Here is a 16,740-nt window from a genome sequence, read left to right as displayed (position 1 = left end):
CACCTATCGTGGTCGCCATGCGTATCGAGCGGATCATCGAAGCCGCGGCGGTGTACGCCGCCGCGGAGCTGTTCGACACGCCGCCGCTGCCGGGGGCGACCGAGCGGTTTCTCGCCAGCCCGGGACACCATCTGCTGCTGGCGTACGACCAGGACGGCGTACCCGTGGGAATGGTTTCGGGGGTGGAATTGACCCACCCGGACAAGGGCACCGAGATGTTCATCTACGAGCTCGGTGTGACCGAGGCGGCGCGCGGTCACGGAGTCGCCACCCGTCTGGTCGAAGAGTTGGCGGCGATCGCCCGGCGCGGCGGCTGCTACGGCATGTGGGTCGGCACCGAGCCGGAAAATGTCGCGGCCCGCGCCACGTACCGGCGGGCCGGCGCTTCCGAGGAGGCGCCGTTCACCCTCCTCAACTGGGATTTCATAGACGGAGAGCGCGAATGACGAGTCCGGTCCGCAACTTCCTGGCGCCGATGCGGGCGCGCTCGGCCGACGAGCCGCACCGCGTGTCGACGCCGCTGGAACTCTTCTTCGACCTCTGTTTCGTGGTGGCGGTGGCCCAGGCCGCCCTGCCGCTGCACCACAGCATCGCCGAACACCACGTCGGGCACGGGCTCTACGGCTACCTGACGGTGTTCTTCGCGATCTGGTGGGCGTGGATGAACTTCACCTGGTTCGCCTCGGCCTACGACACCGACGACGACGTCTACCGGATCACCACGCTGGTGCAGATCGCCGGCGCGCTGGTGTTGGCGGCCGGTGTCGAATCGGCCTTCGAACGGACCGACTTCCTGGTCATCACCATCGGGTATGTGGTCATGCGGCTCGCCCTGGTGTCGCAGTGGTTGCGGGCGGCCCGCTCCGACCCGCAGCGCCGGCCGACCGCCTACCGGTACGCGATCGGTGTGACCGTCGTCCAGGTGCTCTGGCTGCTGCGCCTGCTGATCCCGCACGACTCGCCGTGGATCACGCCCGCCTTCGTGGCGCTGGCCCTGCTGGAGCTGGCCGTGCCGGTGTGGGCCGAGGCGGCGCCGGGCGGGCCGACGACCTACCACCCGCATCACATCACCGAGCGGTACGGCCTGTTCACGATCATCGTGCTGGGTGAGGCCGTGCTGTCGGCGACGGTCGCGTTCCAGAGTGCCCTCAACGAGGGTGATGGCACCGATCAGACCGAACTGATCATGCTGGCGGTCTCCGGCATCGTGATCGTCTTCGCGCTGTGGTGGACGTACTTCGACCGGTCGGCGCACAACCTGATCACCCGGCTGCGGACGTCGCTGATGTGGGGTTACGGCCACTACTTCATCTTCGCGGCGGCGGCCGCGGTCGGCGCCGGCATCGGCGTCAACGTCGACTACGTGACCCACCACGCGGAGATCTCCCGGACCGTGGCCGCGTACGCGATCGCGGTGCCGGTGGCGGTCTACCTGTTCTTCGTCTGGCTGCTGCACATCCGCCCCCACCAGCGGGGGCTGCTGCTGGCCACGTACCCGGCCGGTGTCGTCTGCTGCCTGCTGACGCCGTTGGTGCCGGGCTCGATCGCGGTGCTCGCGGTGTTGCTGGTCGTCCTGGTCGCGGTCAACTCGGCCGGCGCCCGCCGGGTTCCCGACCCGATCGGCTGAGCCCGCGCAGCACGACGTCGAGGCCGCCCGCGAACTCCCGCTCGGGCGAGACGTCGCGGGCGGCGCGAGCGGTCTCCCGCATGATCGGGAAATCGGTCTGAGCGGCGATGGCCTCGGTACCGGGGCCATCGAGGGCGCCGAGCTGTTCCTGGAGCAGGGCGCCGTTGAGGTATCCGACCAGCGCCCGCAGCGCGATCACCCGGTCGGTGCCGGTGAAGCCGGCCCCGGCCAGGACCGTCACCACGGTCTCGGCCCAGCGCAGCAGCGGGCGGCTGCGCTGGCGATTGGCGATCAGAAGCGGCACCGCCCCCGGGCGGGCGCCGACCTGATCCCGTACCCGCAAGGAAAGGGCTTTGATCTGGTTCGTCCATTGCGGATCGGCGGGCGGGGACGTGTCGAGATCGCGCAGGCACCAGTCGGCCACGAGCAGTTCGAGCTCGTCGCGGTCGGCCACGTAGCGGTAGAGCGCCATGGTGCTCATCGCGAGCTCGGTGGCGACGGCGCGCATGGTCAGCCCGGCCAGGCCGTCGCGGTCGATGACGGCGAGCGCGGCCTCGGCGAGGCGGTCGGGGTGCAGGGTGTCCCATCTGCAATCTCCATCTCCAGTCGATCGTCCGGCGGCACGCCGAGATCGAGGCGGCCGGCATCCGCGAGATTGTCGTCTTCCATTCGCCGGCCGAGGAGCTTCGGCAGTACGACCTGCCGTTCGCCGTCATCCCCGATCCGGAGAAGAGGCTCTATCGGGAGTACGGGGTGCAGGCGTCGCCGCGGTCGCTGCTGCATCCGCGGGCGTGGTGGCCTCTGATACGGGCCGTCGCGCGCAGCTCGGTGATGATCGCGCGGCGGCGGGAAGCGGGCCCGGCCGGCACTCAGGCGCAGGGGCGGCTCGGGCTGCCGGCGGATTTCCTGATCGCGCCGGACGGGCGCACGGTGACGAGCAAGTTCGGGCATCATGCGTACGACCAATGGGATGTCGACGAGATCCTGCGGGTCGGGCAATTGGCTTCGCATGGGCCTATATCGATGGACCCATAGCGGGTGTTTCCCCTGGTAACCGGCCGGAAATCTGCTGGATTCCATGCGTCGAACGTAATGTCACGGGCTCGTCACGACGTTATCGACCGTAGTGACTTCTATTCCGATCGATCGGAAGATTCTCCAGATGCGCTCTGTGCACCCCCGCTGAGCGCCTTCCTTCCGGAGGACCCGTACGTGAGACAACAATCCACATGGGGCCGTCGAACGTTCATCTCGGTTCTGGCGGCCGGTCTGGCCACCGGCGCGGCGACGATGACCGGTTCGCTCCCGGCCGCGGCGGAGCCCGGCTCGGGCGTTCTGCCCGCCGCACAGCAGCGTGCTTCCGACACCCCCAAGGAGTCGCCGGCCGACACCCTCGGCTCGCACGACGCCGAACTGCTGGCCCAGGCCGAAGCGGCCAAGAAGAAGAACGTCACGGTCATCATCGCGGCCGAGGACGGCAAGTCGGCCGAGGTGGCCGCCAAGATCGAGGCCCTGGGCGGCGTCGTGGCGCGGCGCTTCGACCAGATCGGCTACGTGCTGGCCTCGGTGCCGACCGGCCGGGTCGTCGCCGCCGCCAAGCTCGCCGGCATTCAGGCCGTCGACCTGGACGAGACCATCAAGCTGCCCGAGGCCGACCTGGCCGGCACGCAGTCGGCCAAGCCGGCCGCGCCGCCGGCGCCTCCGGGCCCGCAGACGCCGGCCGCGAACCCGTACCTGCCGACCGACGAGACCGGCTCGGTGGACTTCAAGAAGAAGAACCCGAAGTACGACGGTCGCGGCATCACCATCGGCATCATGGACTCCGGTGTGGACATCGCGCACCCGGCCCTCCAGAAGACCACCACCGGCGAGCGCAAGATCGTCGACTGGGTCACCTCGACCGACCCGGTGCTCGAGGGCGACGGCTCGTGGCGGGCCATGATCACCTCGGTCGCCGGCCCCTCGTTCACCTTCGCGGGCGCGACCTGGAAAGCACCGGCCGGCAACTACCGGGTCAACCGCTTCAGCGAGTCGATCACCAAGGCCAGCGACGCCGCCGGTGACGTCAACCGCGACGGCGACACCACCGACACCTGGGGCATCCTCTACGACCCGGAGTCGCACGACATCCGTGTCGACGTCAACCAGAACTTCGACTTCACCGACGACGCCGTGATGCGGCCGTACAAGGAGAAGTACGACATCGGCTACTTCGGCACCGACAACCCGGCCACCGCGGTGGCCGAGCGGATGCCGTTCGTCGTCGAGTATCGCGAGGACGTCGACATCGAGCCGGCCGGCTACCCCGCGGGCACGGTCGCCGACTTCGTCAACATCGGCATCCCGGAGAGCCTGCACGCTTCGCACGTGGCCGGTATCGCCGCCGGTAACGACCTGCTCGGCAACGCCAACTTCGACGGCCAGGCCCCCGGCGCGAAGATCGTTTCGTCCCGGGCCTGCTCGTGGGGTGGCGGCTGCACCGCCGCCGCGCTGACCACCGGCATGTCCGACCTGGTCATCAACCGGCACGTCGACGTGATCAACATGTCGATCGGCGGCCTGCCCGCGCTCAACGACGGCAACAACGCGCGGGCCGACCTCTACAACGACCTGATCCGCAAGTACGGCGTGCAGATGTTCATCTCGGCCGGCAACAGCGGCCCGGGTGTCAACACGATCGGCGACCCGTCGGTGGCCACCGACGTGGTCAGCGTCGCCGCCAGCATCACCAAGGAAACCTGGCTCTCCAACTACGGCGCCGTCACCCGCAAGAACCAGCAGCTCATCCCGTTCTCCTCGCGGGGACCGCGGGAGGACGGCGGGTTCAAGCCGAACATCGCGGCGCCCGGTTCGGCCGTCTCGCTGAGCCCGACCTGGGAGGTCGTGCCCGGCCTGGCCACCGTGCCGTACACGCTGCCGCCCGGCTACTCGATGCAGAACGGCACCTCGATGGCCTCCCCGCAGGCCGCCGGTGGTGCGGCGCTGCTGCTCTCGGCGGCCAAGCAGAACGGCCTCAAGGTCTCGCCGGCGTCGCTGCGCCGGGCGATCTACTCGACCGCCGACACCATCGGAGGCGAGCAGGTCAACGAGCAGGGTTACGGCCAGCTCGACGTGCCCAGCGCGTGGACGCTGCTGAAGAAGAAGTCGGCGACCCGCGACTACACGTCGTCGGCGCCGGTCTGCACGCCGCTGGACGACCTGCTGGCCACCGACGGCCAGGGCGTCGGCCTCTACAACCGGTGCGCGGCCTCGGCCGGCGGTTTCAAGCCCGGGCAGACCAAGGTCGTCAACATCAAGCTGACCCGTACGTCGGGACCGAGCTACCCGGTGCTCCACAAGCTCAGCTGGAAGGGCGACCGGGGTAACTTCCTGTCGTCGCCGCTGGTCGTGCTGCCGCTGAAGAAGACGGTCACCGTGCCGGTCGTGGTCCGCGCCAACAACGGCGTCACGGCTGGTCTGCTCGAGGTCGACGACCCGAGCACCCCGGTCATCGACTTCGAGGTGCTGAACACGGTCGTGGCCGCTGTCGAGTCGCCGAAGCCGGCGTACTCCAACACCTTCAAGGGCGCGGTCGACCGCAGCTCGACGACCTCGTTCTACGTCAACGTGCCGGTCGGCACGAAGGCGCTGCAGGTCGACCTGTCCGGCCTCGCGGCCGGCTCGCAGACCCGGTGGATCGGCATCAACCCGTACGGTGTGCCGGTCGAGGACACCGCGTCGACGGCCTGCTACAGCAACTACAGCGACGAGGCGGCCTGCAAGCCGAGCGAGCGGGCGTACGAGAACCCGATCCCCGGCGTCTGGGAGCTCGAGGTCGAGTCGCGGCGCACCACCCCGGTGCTGAGCAACCCGTTCACGCTGACCGCCAAGGTGCAGGGTGTGACGGTCACGCCGGAGACCACGACGCTGTCGAACGTGACGGTCGGCGCGGCCAACCCGGTCACCTGGACCGTGAAGAACAACTTCGGCCCGGTGAAGGTCACCGCGCAGGGCGGCCCGCTCGGCAGCGCCAACCGGCAGCGGCCGACGATCGCCGAGGGCGAGAGCCAGGAGTTCACGTTCACGCTGCCGGCCGGCTCGGCCTCGCTGAACGTGGCGATCGGCAACCCGGCCGACGCGGCGGCCGACCTCGACCTGAGCCTGTACCGGGACGGCGAACTGGTCGGGCAGGACGCGGACGGCGACTCGGAGGAGTCGATCTCGCTGGCGAACCCGCCGGCGGGCGACTACCGGGTCGTGGTCGACGGCTATTCGGTGCCCGCGGGCTCGACGGCCTACGACTACCTGGACGTCTACTACAGCACCGCGCTGGGCACGGTGGACGTGCCGGGTGCGGCGACCACCCTGGCCAACGGGGCGAGCACCACGGTGACCGGCTCGGTCACGGTGGCCTCGACGCCGCCGGCGAACCGGGAGCTCTTCGGTGACCTGGCCATCGTGACGGACGAGGGCGCGGTCGTCGGCCGGGCCACGGTCGTCGTGGCGTCGATCGCCGGCTGAGCACGGCCGAAACAGGAAGGCCCGTCCCTGGTGGGGCGGGCCTTCCTGGGTGAGAGGACTACTTGTACTGCTGGTCGATCCCGGCGACCGGGCGGCCGTTCGGCGAGAACTGGCGGTGCTCGTCGATCGGCTCCTCGTGCAGGCGCGGGTCGTCAGGGGTCGCGGCGGGGGCCGGCTTGGGCCGCTTGTTCGGCTTCGGCTGGGCGGGCGCGGCGTCGGCGGCCGGGATGATGGCCATGCCGCCGGCCGGGAGGCCGCTGGTGTCGGGGGTGTTGCCGGCCGCCTTGCGGGCGATCGGCCGGTTCAGGCCGGGCGAGGGCCGGCCGTCGGGCATGAGCAGGCCGCCGACCAGCGGCAGACCGCCGCCGGACAGGCCACCGGAGTTGCCCAGCAGCGGCAGGTTCTGCAGCGGCAGCTGCCGCAGGGGGAGATCCTGGAGCGGGTTGTCCTGCAGCGGGACGTCGCGCAGCGGCCGGTCGAGGGCCTGCCCGCTGCGGGTGCGCTGGAGCGTGCCGCCGACCACGTCGGCCGCCGGGAGCTGCGGCTTCGGCTCGTTGGCGGCGTTGCCGGGCAGCAGCGGGTTCAGGTCGGGCGTGCCGGTCGGCGCCTTGAATCCCACGACGGGGTTCTGCGCGAGCGGGCTGTCGTTGAGCGAGCTGTAGCGCAGCGGATTGTCCACATTGACGCCGTTGCTCTGCCCGAGCAGGTCGGCGAGACGCTGGTCGAGCTGCTGCTCGGCGGTGTCGGTACCCGCGCCCGGGATCAGATCGGCCTGCGCGGGGGTGGCCCCGAACAGGAAGATCCCTCCGGCGAGCACCACTCCGGCGACGATCGTTTTGCGCACTGAACTCCTCCTGGCGACTGGGGGATGCTGACCATTAGCCCTAATTCGGACTAAAGGCTCGGATGGGGCAACGAGCGGCCCCGGTGGCGGGTTCCGGCTGGTTACGATCGCGGCGTGGCAACCGATCAAGGTAGATCCTTCATGGCGCGGCTGCGCGAGCGGACGAGCGACGCCCGTCCGCACCTGGTCGTCTGCGGATCGGACGCCCTGGTCTACACGCTGGCCGAGGAGCTGGCCCGGTCCGGCCACCGGGTCCGGCTCACCCTGATCACGCCGCCCGAGCTGAAGTCGGCCGTAACCGATCTGGGTGACCTACGGGCCCGGGGCGTCCGGGTGATCACCGCGACCCGGCTCGACGAGCGCACCTTTCGCGACGCCGGGCTGGCCGGGGCCGACGCGCTGGCCCTGGTGATGCCGGACGACATGGTCAACCTGCACGCCGCGCTCTGCGCCCGCGCGGTCGAGGGTGACCTGCGGCTCGTCATCCGCATGTTCAACACCGGTCTGGCGTACGGGGTGCGGCGGCTCTTCGCCGACTGCGCGGTGCTGTCGGACGCCGCGATGGCCGCGCCGGCCTTCGTCGCGGCCGCGCTCGGCGAGGTCGCGCCGACCCACTTCCGCTACGCGGCCCGCACGATGAACGTGGCCAAACGGGCCGACGTGCCGGACGACGCGGTCCTGCTCACACTGGCCACTTCGGACGGCAACGGGCGGACGACGGTGCTGCCGCCGGACTCGGAACCCCGCCCGGCCGATCTCGTACTGGCCGAGGCCGGGCGGCGCCCGGCCGCGCAGGCGGTGACCGCCCGCCGGCTGTCCCGCGAGGGCCGGCGCCGGCGGCCGTGGCTGTCGATCGGCCGGGCCGTCCGGGTCGGCCTGAGCCGCAAGCTCGGCATCGCGGTGCTGGTCGCGCTGGGGCTCACCGTGGTGTCCGGCGCGCTGCTGACCCACTTCACCGGCGTGCAGGGATTCTGGAAGTCGATCTACGTCACGTTGCTGACCATGGTCGGCTCGTCCGATGTGGAGGAGAACCGGGATCCCGCGGCCCAGGCCGCGCAGCTGGTGCTGACCCTGGCCGGGGTGGCGCTGCTGCCGCTGGTCACCGCGGCCGTGGTCGACGGCGTGGTCAAGACGCGGCTGGCCCTGAACCGGGGCGAGATCCTCAAGGTCTACACGGGCCACATCGTGCTGGTCGGGCTGGGCAACGTCGGCACCCGGGTGCTGCGCCAGCTGACCGATCTCGGCCTCGACGTGGTGGCGATCGACCGCAACCCCGAGGCGCGGGGTGTCAAGGTGGCCGAGGATCTCGGCGTGCCGGTGATCATCGGCGACGCGGCGCTGGAGGCGACTCTGCGGTCGGCCTCCATCGCGAGCTGCCAGGCGCTGGTCGTGGTCTCCACCGACGACTCGGTCAACCTGCAGGCCGCCCTGCACGCGCGGCAGGCCCGCGACGGCATCCGGGTGGTGTTGCGGCTGTTCGACGACGACTTCGCGCGGCGGGTGCAGGACGCGTTCAACATCGACATCTCGCGCAGCGTCTCGCGGCTGTGCGCGCCGGCCTTCGCGGCCGCGATGCTGGAGCGCGAGGTGCTGGCCACCATCCCGGTCGAGCGGCACGCGCTGCTGGTGGCCGCGGTCAAGGTGACGGCCGGTTCGGCCCTGGACGGCGCCGCCCTGCAGGGCGCCGACCGGCCGGAGAGCGTCCGGGTGATCGGGATGACGGCGGCCGGGTCGGAGTGGGTCGACTGGACGCCCGACGCCCGGCGCGTGCTGGCGCCGGGCGACGAGATCGTGGTGGTGGCCCGCCGCGCCGGTCTGCGGATTCTGCTCGAGCAGGCGGCGCGGCCGCTGGACGCGCTAGACGCTGCCGGCGAGTGAGCCGACCTCGACGCCGAGGACGGCCTGCTCGTCGGGCTTCTTGGCCAGGATGTCCTTGAGGTAGGACTGCACGGCCGCGGCCATGCCCACGTCGCGGCCGGCCTGCTCGGAGAGCAGCCACTTGTGCTGGATGACCTGGGTGAAGATCTCCTGCGGCTCCAGTTTGCGGCGCAGGTCGGGCGGTACGGCCCGGACCACCGGCTCGAAGACTTCGGTGAGCCAGCGGTGCGCGGCCTGCTGCTCGTCGGTGAGCAGACTTTCGGCCCGGTACGTGTCCAGGTCGTTCAGCAGCTGCCGGGCCTGGTTCTCCTCGGCGTCCAGACCGGTCAGGCGCAGCAGGCGGCGCGTGTGGTAGCCGGCGTCGACGACCTTGGGGCGTACCCGATAACCGCCGTCCGTGGTGGACATGGCCACCTCGGCCACGTCGAAGCCGAGCTCGTTGAGGCGGCGGATGCGGCCCTCGATGTCGTGGCGGGCGTCGTCACGGGGCACCTTCTGCTCGTACGTCACCTCGTGCCACAGCCGTTCGTAGCGCGCCACGATGTCGTCGACCACGGCCTCGGGGTCGATCGACTCGTGCAGCAGCTCGGCCGCTTCCAGGTCGAGCAGCTCGCCGAAGATGTTGAGCCGCAGGATCTCGACGTCCTCGCTGCGCTGGCCCTCGGACAGCTTGGGGTACAGGTTGCCGGTCTCGGCGTCGACCAGGTACGCCGCGAAGGCGCCGGCGTCGCGGCGGAACAGCGTGTTCGACAGTGAGCAGTCGCCCCACGAGAAGCCGGTGAGGTGCATCCGCACCACCAGGGCGGCCAGCGCGTCGAGCAGCCGGTTGAGCGTGTTCGGCCGCAGCACGTGGGAGAACAGGGCGCGGTAGGGCAGCGAGAACTGCAGGTGCCGCGTGATCAGCACGCTTTCGAGGGGCTCGCCGTTCGCGTCCTCCCGGTCGGTGACGATGCCGACGGCCTCGACCGCGGGGAAGTCGATGCGCTCGAGCGCGCGCAACAGGTCGTACTCCTTCTCGGCGATCCGTTCCCGGGTCTCCTTCAGGGCGTACACCACGTTGTTGAGCTTCACGAACCGCACGATGTGGCGGGAGATGCCCTGAGGCAGGGCGACCAGGTGATCCGCGGGCCATTCCTCCAGCGGAATGCCCCACGGCAGTTCCAGCAGCGCTGGGTCGACGACGGCGGAAGTGATTCGCACCGAACCAGTGTGCACGCTCTTCCCGGCGCGTCGCTGCCGCAGGTGGCTCGTTACACACATGCGAGAACGCCTGATTAGCACATATGTCCCTGATATGACGTGAATGGCGGGTTGAACTAAATGCGACGTAAGGCAGGCATAGCAGTCGCGGCCTGCGCGGCTCTGGCCCTGACCGGCACGGCCGGCGCGACCGCGTGGAAGGCCGCGGGCGACAACCGGCCCGTCGGCACCTGGCAGCAGGCCCCATCGCCGGTGGAGCGCACGCCCGTCGCAGCGCAACAGACGGAAGAGGCGGAACAAGCGGAACAGGCGGACCGGGCGGACCAGGCGGCGGCCGGGGCGGAGGCGGCGCCGATGGCGGGAACGCCGGACGCGGCCGTCGACGGGGAAACAAAGGCCCCATCGGCCCCGAGCGCCGCCCCCGGGATGATCGACCAGGAGGGCCGGCACGAGTCGGCGTCCGCGGTGAAGGGCGACGGCCGGCAGAAGGTCGGCGAACTGCTCAGCGTGCGCAAGCTGCTCGGCTACCTGGGCGGCAAGCCGAAGAAGGAGACGTTCCGCTACCCCGGCGCGTCCTATGTGAAGCTGCACTTCTCCCGCCTGGAGATGCTGCCCGGCGACTACGTGACCGTCTCCAACGCCGACGGCACCGAGTCCTACCGCTACGACGCCCCCGAGCTCAGCGAGCACGACAGCGACCGCTGGGCCATGTCGGTCACCGGCGACACCGCGGTGCTGGAGATGCACCGCGGCCCGGCCGACCCGCTGCGGCTCGGCGAGCTGCTCGGCACGCTCGGCGTCGACGTCGACCGGGTTGCCAAGGGCTTCAGCCGCTCCGAACAGCGGGAACAGCCCGAGGAGCAGCTGACGGTTCCCGGCCGTACGGGCAAGGAGGAGTCCGTCTGCGGCAGCGACACCTCGGCCGACGCGGTCTGCTACCGCTCGTCCGATCCGGTGGCCTACATGAAGTCGAAGGCTGTCGCCCGGCTCCTGATCAACGGGACCGAGCTGTGCACCGGCTGGCGGATCGGCACGCAGAACCGCATGCTCACCAACAACCACTGCTTCACCAACACGGCCGAGGCGCACGACACCGAGGTCTGGTTCAACTACCAGTGCGCGCAGTGCGGTGGCTACGACGTCTACAAGCCGACCAAGGTCTGGGGCGCCTCGGTCCTGACGACCGACCGCGTCTACGACTTCACGCTCTTCTCGGTCTCCAACTTCGCGGCCGTACGCAAATTCGGCTACCTGACCCTCGACACCGCCCGCCCGGCCAAGAACCAGGAGCTGTACGTGCCGCAGCACCCGGCCGGCGAGCCCACCCGGATCGCCGGGTCGCTGGGCGAGAAGGCCGGCAACTGCTCGGTGGTCGACCCCGGCTACAACGGTTACGCGACCCAGTCCGACGTCGCGTACTACTGCGACACCGAGGGCGGCTCGTCCGGCTCGCCGGTGCTGAGCCGCAAGACCGACAAGGTGGTTGCCCTGCACCACTTCGGCGGCTGCCCCAACTCGGGCGTCCGCGGCGACCTGCTGGCCGCGAAGTTGCGCCCGTACATCTAGTTTTGAGGGCGTGCGTAAACCGAAGAGCTGGTGGCCCGACGTCGCGTTCCTCGCGGCGTTCGTCGCGCTCACCGTCGCCCTGATCAACGGCCACCTGCTGACGCTCGACCAGCGGGTGGCCGATTGGGCGTTCGCGCATCAGCCCGATCCGGTCTACTGGACGGCCCGGGTGCTGAACTACTTCGGGCAGGGCGGCCAGGTGCTGATGCCGGTCGCGCTGATCCTGACCGGCGTGCTCACGTGGCGGACCCGGTCGGTGCGCGCGGTGCTGCCTTTCGTGGCGGCTTTCCTGCTGACGTACGTCACCATCGGGCCCCTGAAGATCTGGGCCGACCGCGCGGCGCCGCGTTTCGACGGGCCGGACAAGACGGTCATGCACAATCCGTACGCGTCCGGGGCCGAGGCAATGAGCTACCCCTCGGGGCACCTGGGCAACTCGCTCGTCTGGTACGCGGTGCTGGCCTTCCTGATCGCGGCGCTGCTCCGGCGGCCGCTGTCGTCGCGCGAGACCATCCTGATCCGGGTCGTGCCGGTGGCGATCGTCTTCTGCACGACCGTGTACACAGGCTTCCATTGGCTGACCGACTCGGTGGCCGGGCTGCTGCTCGGGCTGGTGCTGGCGCGGCTGATCTCTCGTGTGCGCTGGGACGCGCTTCCCCTGCCGCGGCTCGGGGGCTGGGAGCGGCCGTTAGACCCACACCCCGCGCCGCATGACGCGCTTAACCGTTAAGTCCGGATTCAGTACGACGAGGTCGGCGCTCAGGCCGGCCTCCAGCGCGCCGGTCTGATCGGCGAGGCCGAGGACCCGGGCCGGGGTGGTGCTGGCCATGGCGACGGCGTCGGGCAGGGAGATGCCGGCCGCGACCGTGTTGCGCAGGGCCACGTCCATGGTCAGGGTGCTGCCGGCGATCGAGTCGTTGCGGGCCAGACGGGCCACGCCGTCGGCCACGATCACCTGCTGGCCGCCCAGGTCGTAGGAGCCGTCGGCCATGCCGGTGGCGTCGATCGCGTCGGTGATCAGCGCCGCCTTGTCCGGGCCGGCGGTCCGGGCCGCGAAGGCCAGCATGCCCGGGTGCAGGTGGATGTTGTCGGCGATCAGCTCGCTCACCACCGGCGAGGCGAGGAGCCCGATCACCGGGCCGGGTTCGCGGTGGTGCGGCGGGCGCATGCCGTTGAACAGGTGGGTGCCGACGGTCGCGCCGGCCGCGACACCGGCCAGGGTCTGCTCGTACGTGGCGTCGGTGTGCCCGACCGCGGCGGCCACCCCCTTCTCGCGCAGGAAGGCGATCGCCTCCAGGGCGCCCGGAAGCTCGGGGGCGATCGTCACCAGGCGTACGGCCTCGGTCTTGATCAGCTCTTGCAGTTCGTCGATCGAGGGGTCGCGCAGGTGGTCCGGGTTCTGGGCGCCGCAGCGGACCTGGGACAGGTACGGGCCCTCGTAGTGCACGCCCGCGAGGACGCCGGCCTCGATCAACGGCAGGTAGGCCGCCGTGGCGTCGCGCATCAGCTCGAACGGGGAGCTGACCAGGCTGGCCAGCATGGTCGTGGTGCCGTGGCCGAGGTGGAAGGCGGCCGCGGCCCGGGCCGACTCGGCGTCGCCGGTGGTGAAGGTGTGGCCGCCGCCGCCGTGGCAGTGGATGTCGACGAAGCCGGGCACGATGACGTCGTCGCCCGCGCTGTTGCCGGCGGTGACCTCGAGGATCGTCGGGCCGTCGACCTCGACGTAACCCTCGACGACGGCGCCGGGACGGACGATGCGGCCGCCGATGCGGGTCACTGTGTCTCCTGAAGGTGGTCGAGGGCGAGCAGGGCCGCGCCGAGGCAGCCGGCCTCGTCGCCGAGGTCCGCGCGCACGATCTCGGGGGCCCGGTGGAAGGTGATCCGGGCGGCGAACGCCTCGCGCAGCGGGCCGAGCAGCGCCTCGCCCGCCTCGGCCAGGCCGCCGCCGAGCACCAGCACGTCGACGTCGTACAGGGCCTGGGCGATGACCAGGCCGTCGGCCAGCACGTCGACGGCTTCGAGCCAGACCGTACGGGCCAGCTCGTCGGTACCCAGCCGGCTGACCACGTCGAAGGCGGTCGCGCCGGGCTCGCCGGACAGCTCCGCGTAGCGGCGGCCGACCGCCTTGGCCGAGGTGTGCGCCTCCAGGCAGCCGGTCTGACCGCAGCCGCAGGCGTTGCCGCCGGGGCGGACCACTATGTGGCCGAGCTCGCCGGCCGCGCCGTGCGCGCCCGGATAGCCGGCGCCGTCGACGACCAGGGCGGCCGCGATGCCGGTGCCGATGGCCACGAAGAGCACGTGGCCGCGGCCGCGGCCGGCGCCCTGCCGGGCCTCGGCGATACCGCCGACGCGTACGTCATGACCGAGCGCGGCCGGAAGGCCGAGCCGCTTCTCCAGCCGGTCACGCACCGGGACGTCGCGGAAGCCGATGTTCGACGACCAGACGGCGATGCCGTTCTTCTCGTCGACGACGCCGGGCACGGCGATGCCGGTGGCGATGGGCGTCAGATCCTTGCCGCGGGCGGTGGCGGCCAGCCCGTCGGCGATGCCGGCGATGTTGTCGAGGACGGCCTCGGGGCCGCGCTCGGCCAGCGTGGGGTGGCGCTCGGAGTGGTGAACCGTGCCGTCCGTGCCGACCAGGGCGCACTTCATGCCCGTGCCGCCCACGTCGAGGGCGACGACGACGTTCGTCATCCCAGGATCACGGAGCGGGTGAGGTTGCGGGGGTGGTCGGGGTCGAGGCCCTGGCTGGTGGCGAGCAGCACGGCGACGCGCTGGGCCACGACCAGGTCGGCCATCGGGTCGAGCGGGGCCCGGCCGCCGCACCAGCTGCCCAGGGCGGCGTAACCGCCGTGGTGCCGGCTGTGCACGAACGAGGCGCCGGTGGCCTCCACGTCGTCGGCCAGCCCGGCCGGGATGTCGCCGAAGGCCCAGACGACGCGGCGCGGGGCGGCGATCGCGATCGGGCCGTGCCGGTAGTCCATGGCCGGGTACGCCTCGGCCCAGTAGCCGGCGGCCTCCCGGCACTTCAGGGCGGCCTCCTCGGCCAGGCCCACGGTCCAGCCCCGGCCCAGGAAGGTGATCTGCTCGGCCAGGGCGGGGTGCACCGGCAGCGGCAGGCGGATGGCGACCTCGGCGTCGGCCGCGACCGGGTCCATGTCCTCGCCGAGGTGGGACCGCAACAGGGCCAGGGCGCTGGTGGCGAAGCGGGTCTGCACGACCGACCGCTCGTCGGCGAAGTCGAGCACGATGGCGTGGTCGGCTTCCCGCGCCGCTTTTTCGCTCCCGACGGCCGTGATCACCGTCGTGTTGCTCTCCCGCTTGATCAGATCCAGCACCTCGGTGGTGGTGCCCGAGCGGGTGATCGCGACAATCCGGTCGTAGGTGCGGCCGTGCGGGAACTCGGAGGCTTGGAAGGCGTCGGTCTCGCCGTGGCCGGCCCGTTCGCGCAACGACGCGTACGCCTTGGCCATGAACCACGACGTGCCGCACCCGACGACGGCGACCCGTTCGCCGTGGGCGGGCAGGCCCGGGGAGTCGGCCAGCTCGGCGGCCTTGCGCCAGCACTCGGGCTGGCTCGCGATCTCCACCTTGACGTAGCTCATGGGACACCCTTCACACCGTGCGTCGCTGCGCATATGCGCTCGGTTTTAGGCACTTTCGAGCGCCATTCTGCGCAGAGGGCCGCCGGAGACGCAAGCATCGTTTCGCCGAGTGCGCAGCGCCGAGGTTTGCTTCCCGGGCTTTCGCTCACTAATGTGCACACTCTTATCATGGAACGCTCATCGGGGAGTCTCGGTGGACCGGTACGCGCGGTGGAATGCCCTGCTCGAGTTACTCGCCGAGAGCGGCCGGGTCAGCGTGGAGGACGCGGCTGAGCGCCTGGACGTCTCCCAGGCCACCATCCGGCGCGACTTCGACCAGCTCGCCCAACAGCAGATGATCACCCGGACCCGCGGCGGCGCTGTCGCCAACGGCGTCTCGTACGACCTGCCGCTGCGCTACAAGAGCGCCAAACACTCGGCCGAGAAACAGCGCATCGGCGAGGCCGCGGCCCGGCTCGTCACCCCCGGAACGGTCGTCGGCCTCAACGGCGGCACCACGATGACCGAGGTGGCGCGGGCCCTGGCCGTACGGCCGGACCTGAACGCCGGCGGCGAGGGCGCCCAGCTCACCGTGGTGACGAACGCCCTGAACATCGCCAACGAGCTGCTGGTCCGCTCCCGCATGAAGATCGTGGTGGCCGGCGGCGTGGTCCGCCCCCAGTCCTTCGAGCTGGTCGGGCCGCTGGGCGGCGCGCTGCTGAAGGAAGTGACGCTGGACATCGTGCTGCTCGGCGTGGACGCGCTGGACGTGGAGCTGGGCGCGGCGGCCCACCACGAGGGCGAGGCGGCCATGAACAGCCTGATGGTGGCGCGGGCCAAACGCGTGGTGGTGATCGCCGACTCGTCCAAGCTGGGTGGCCACGCCTTCGCCCGCATCTGCCCGATCAGCAAGGTCGAAACCCTGGTCACCGACTCCGGCGCCCCGGCCGGCGTGGTGGCCGCGCTCGAGGACGCCGGGGTCCAGGTCGTCTGCGCTTAGAGCTGCTTCTGTACGGCGGCGACCAGTGCCTCGTCCTCCGGGGTGACCTGCGGCGAGAAGCGGCCGACGACCTCACCCGTACGCGAAATCAGGAACTTCTCGAAGTTCCACTGCACATCGGTGCTGCCGTCGTCGTGCTTGCGGGCCGCGGTCAGCGCCTGGTACAGCGGGTGCTGCCCCGCGCCCTTCACCGTGATCTTCGAGAACATCGGGAACTGCACGTCGAAGGTGCTCCGGCAGAACTCGGCGATCTCCTCATCGGTCCCCGGCTCCTGCCCCGCGAAGTCGTTGGCCGGAAAACCGAGCACACTGAAGCCGCTGTCCCGAAACCGCTCGTGCAGCTTCTCCAGCCCGTCGTACTGAGGCGTGAGCCCACACTTCGAGGCCACATTGACCACAAGCAGAACCTGCCCGTCATACGCCCCGAGCGACGTGGTCTCCCCGTCGATCGTCCGCACCGGAATCTCTTGAATCGCAGTCATGAAAACAGCCTCCGACATCGCTTCTCATTGCCTCCGCCAGCAAGTCTCTCCCAGCGCGC

The 16,740-nt window shown here is 70.7% G+C and carries 15 protein-coding genes; 8 read left to right on the top strand and 7 right to left on the bottom strand.

Features of this window, described 5'->3' with window-relative positions:
• The first annotated feature begins 17 nt into the window (after positions 1 to 17).
• Positions 18 to 446, top strand: a complete 429-nt coding sequence (locus tag AB0C26_RS15365; protein ID WP_360247127.1) for a GNAT family N-acetyltransferase — start codon at positions 18 to 20, stop codon at positions 444 to 446.
• On the top strand, positions 443 to 1,627 hold the full coding sequence (locus tag AB0C26_RS15360; protein ID WP_360247125.1) for a low temperature requirement protein A: 1,185 nt from the start codon (positions 443 to 445) through the stop codon (positions 1,625 to 1,627). Before AB0C26_RS15365 ends, AB0C26_RS15360 begins: the two co-directional genes overlap by 4 nt.
• Here the strand turns inward: AB0C26_RS15360 and AB0C26_RS15355 are convergent.
• Positions 1,584 to 2,204 carry a TetR/AcrR family transcriptional regulator C-terminal domain-containing protein gene (locus AB0C26_RS15355; RefSeq protein ID WP_360248251.1) on the bottom strand — a complete coding sequence of 207 codons (621 nt, stop codon included), beginning with the start codon at positions 2,202 to 2,204 and terminating at the stop codon, positions 1,584 to 1,586. The two genes, AB0C26_RS15360 and AB0C26_RS15355, sit on opposite strands and share 44 nt — an antisense overlap.
• Before the next feature lie 8 nt (positions 2,205 to 2,212).
• On the opposite strand from AB0C26_RS15355, the gene AB0C26_RS15350 reads away from it, so the two are divergent.
• Positions 2,213 to 2,662 (top strand): AhpC/TSA family protein, encoded by a 450-nt coding sequence (locus tag AB0C26_RS15350; protein WP_360248249.1) that lies wholly within the window; start codon positions 2,213 to 2,215, stop codon positions 2,660 to 2,662.
• A 255-nt stretch (positions 2,663 to 2,917) separates the two neighbouring features.
• Positions 2,918 to 6,127: a S8 family serine peptidase gene (locus AB0C26_RS15345; RefSeq protein WP_360248247.1), complete on the top strand. Its 3,210-nt coding sequence runs from the start codon at positions 2,918 to 2,920 to the stop codon at positions 6,125 to 6,127.
• Between the two features lie 58 nt (positions 6,128 to 6,185).
• On the opposite strand, the gene AB0C26_RS15340 is transcribed toward AB0C26_RS15345, so the two are convergent.
• The gene (locus AB0C26_RS15340; RefSeq protein ID WP_360247123.1) at positions 6,186 to 6,971 is read right to left on the bottom strand and encodes a hypothetical protein; all 786 of its coding nucleotides are present in this window, start codon (positions 6,969 to 6,971) and stop codon (positions 6,186 to 6,188) included.
• Between the two features lie 114 nt (positions 6,972 to 7,085).
• Between AB0C26_RS15340 and AB0C26_RS15335 the strand changes: the two genes are divergently transcribed.
• Positions 7,086 to 8,849, top strand: coding sequence for a TrkA family potassium uptake protein (locus tag AB0C26_RS15335; protein ID WP_360247122.1), 1,764 nt, complete (start codon positions 7,086 to 7,088; stop codon positions 8,847 to 8,849).
• Here the strand turns inward: AB0C26_RS15335 and AB0C26_RS15330 are convergent.
• Positions 8,829 to 10,109 (bottom strand): DUF4032 domain-containing protein, encoded by a 1,281-nt coding sequence (locus AB0C26_RS15330; RefSeq protein WP_360247120.1) that lies wholly within the window; start codon positions 10,107 to 10,109, stop codon positions 8,829 to 8,831. The genes AB0C26_RS15335 and AB0C26_RS15330 overlap by 21 nt on opposite strands.
• A gap of 60 nt (positions 10,110 to 10,169) precedes the next feature.
• Between AB0C26_RS15330 and AB0C26_RS15325 the strand changes: the two genes are divergently transcribed.
• Both AB0C26_RS15325 and AB0C26_RS15320 read left to right on the top strand, forming a co-directional pair.
• Positions 10,170 to 11,615 (top strand): serine protease, encoded by a 1,446-nt coding sequence (locus AB0C26_RS15325; RefSeq protein ID WP_360247118.1) that lies wholly within the window; start codon positions 10,170 to 10,172, stop codon positions 11,613 to 11,615.
• A gap of 10 nt (positions 11,616 to 11,625) precedes the next feature.
• On the top strand, positions 11,626 to 12,345 hold the full coding sequence (locus AB0C26_RS15320; RefSeq protein ID WP_360247116.1) for a phosphatase PAP2 family protein: 720 nt from the start codon (positions 11,626 to 11,628) through the stop codon (positions 12,343 to 12,345).
• Here the strand turns inward: AB0C26_RS15320 and nagA are convergent.
• From nagA to AB0C26_RS15305, 3 genes are read right to left on the bottom strand one after another with little or no spacing between them, the layout of a single operon-like run.
• Positions 12,304 to 13,392 carry an N-acetylglucosamine-6-phosphate deacetylase gene (gene nagA, locus AB0C26_RS15315; protein ID WP_360247114.1) on the bottom strand — a complete coding sequence of 363 codons (1,089 nt, stop codon included), beginning with the start codon at positions 13,390 to 13,392 and terminating at the stop codon, positions 12,304 to 12,306. The genes AB0C26_RS15320 and nagA overlap by 42 nt on opposite strands.
• Complete coding sequence (locus AB0C26_RS15310; RefSeq protein ID WP_360247112.1) at positions 13,389 to 14,309, bottom strand: ROK family protein; 921 nt, start codon at positions 14,307 to 14,309, stop codon at positions 13,389 to 13,391. Before AB0C26_RS15310 ends, nagA begins: the two co-directional genes overlap by 4 nt.
• Positions 14,306 to 15,220, bottom strand: coding sequence for a sugar isomerase (locus AB0C26_RS15305; RefSeq protein ID WP_360247110.1), 915 nt, complete (start codon positions 15,218 to 15,220; stop codon positions 14,306 to 14,308). The genes AB0C26_RS15310 and AB0C26_RS15305 overlap by 4 nt, the downstream gene beginning before the upstream one ends.
• Before the next feature lie 193 nt (positions 15,221 to 15,413).
• Here AB0C26_RS15305 and AB0C26_RS15300 point away from each other — a divergent pair, with 193 nt between their 5' ends.
• Positions 15,414 to 16,199 carry a DeoR/GlpR family DNA-binding transcription regulator gene (locus tag AB0C26_RS15300; RefSeq protein WP_360247108.1) on the top strand — a complete coding sequence of 262 codons (786 nt, stop codon included), beginning with the start codon at positions 15,414 to 15,416 and terminating at the stop codon, positions 16,197 to 16,199.
• Here the strand turns inward: AB0C26_RS15300 and AB0C26_RS15295 are convergent.
• Positions 16,196 to 16,681 (bottom strand): glutathione peroxidase, encoded by a 486-nt coding sequence (locus AB0C26_RS15295; RefSeq protein ID WP_360247106.1) that lies wholly within the window; start codon positions 16,679 to 16,681, stop codon positions 16,196 to 16,198. The genes AB0C26_RS15300 and AB0C26_RS15295 overlap by 4 nt on opposite strands.
• Positions 16,682 to 16,740: the final 59 nt, after the last annotated feature.

Origin of the sequence: Actinoplanes sp. NPDC048796 (assembly GCF_040650035.1) — a bacterium.
Lineage (GTDB): Bacteria > Actinomycetota > Actinomycetes > Mycobacteriales > Micromonosporaceae > Actinoplanes.
The sequence above is the reverse complement of the archived record's forward strand: the minus strand, read 5'-3'. Positions and strand labels throughout refer to the sequence as shown.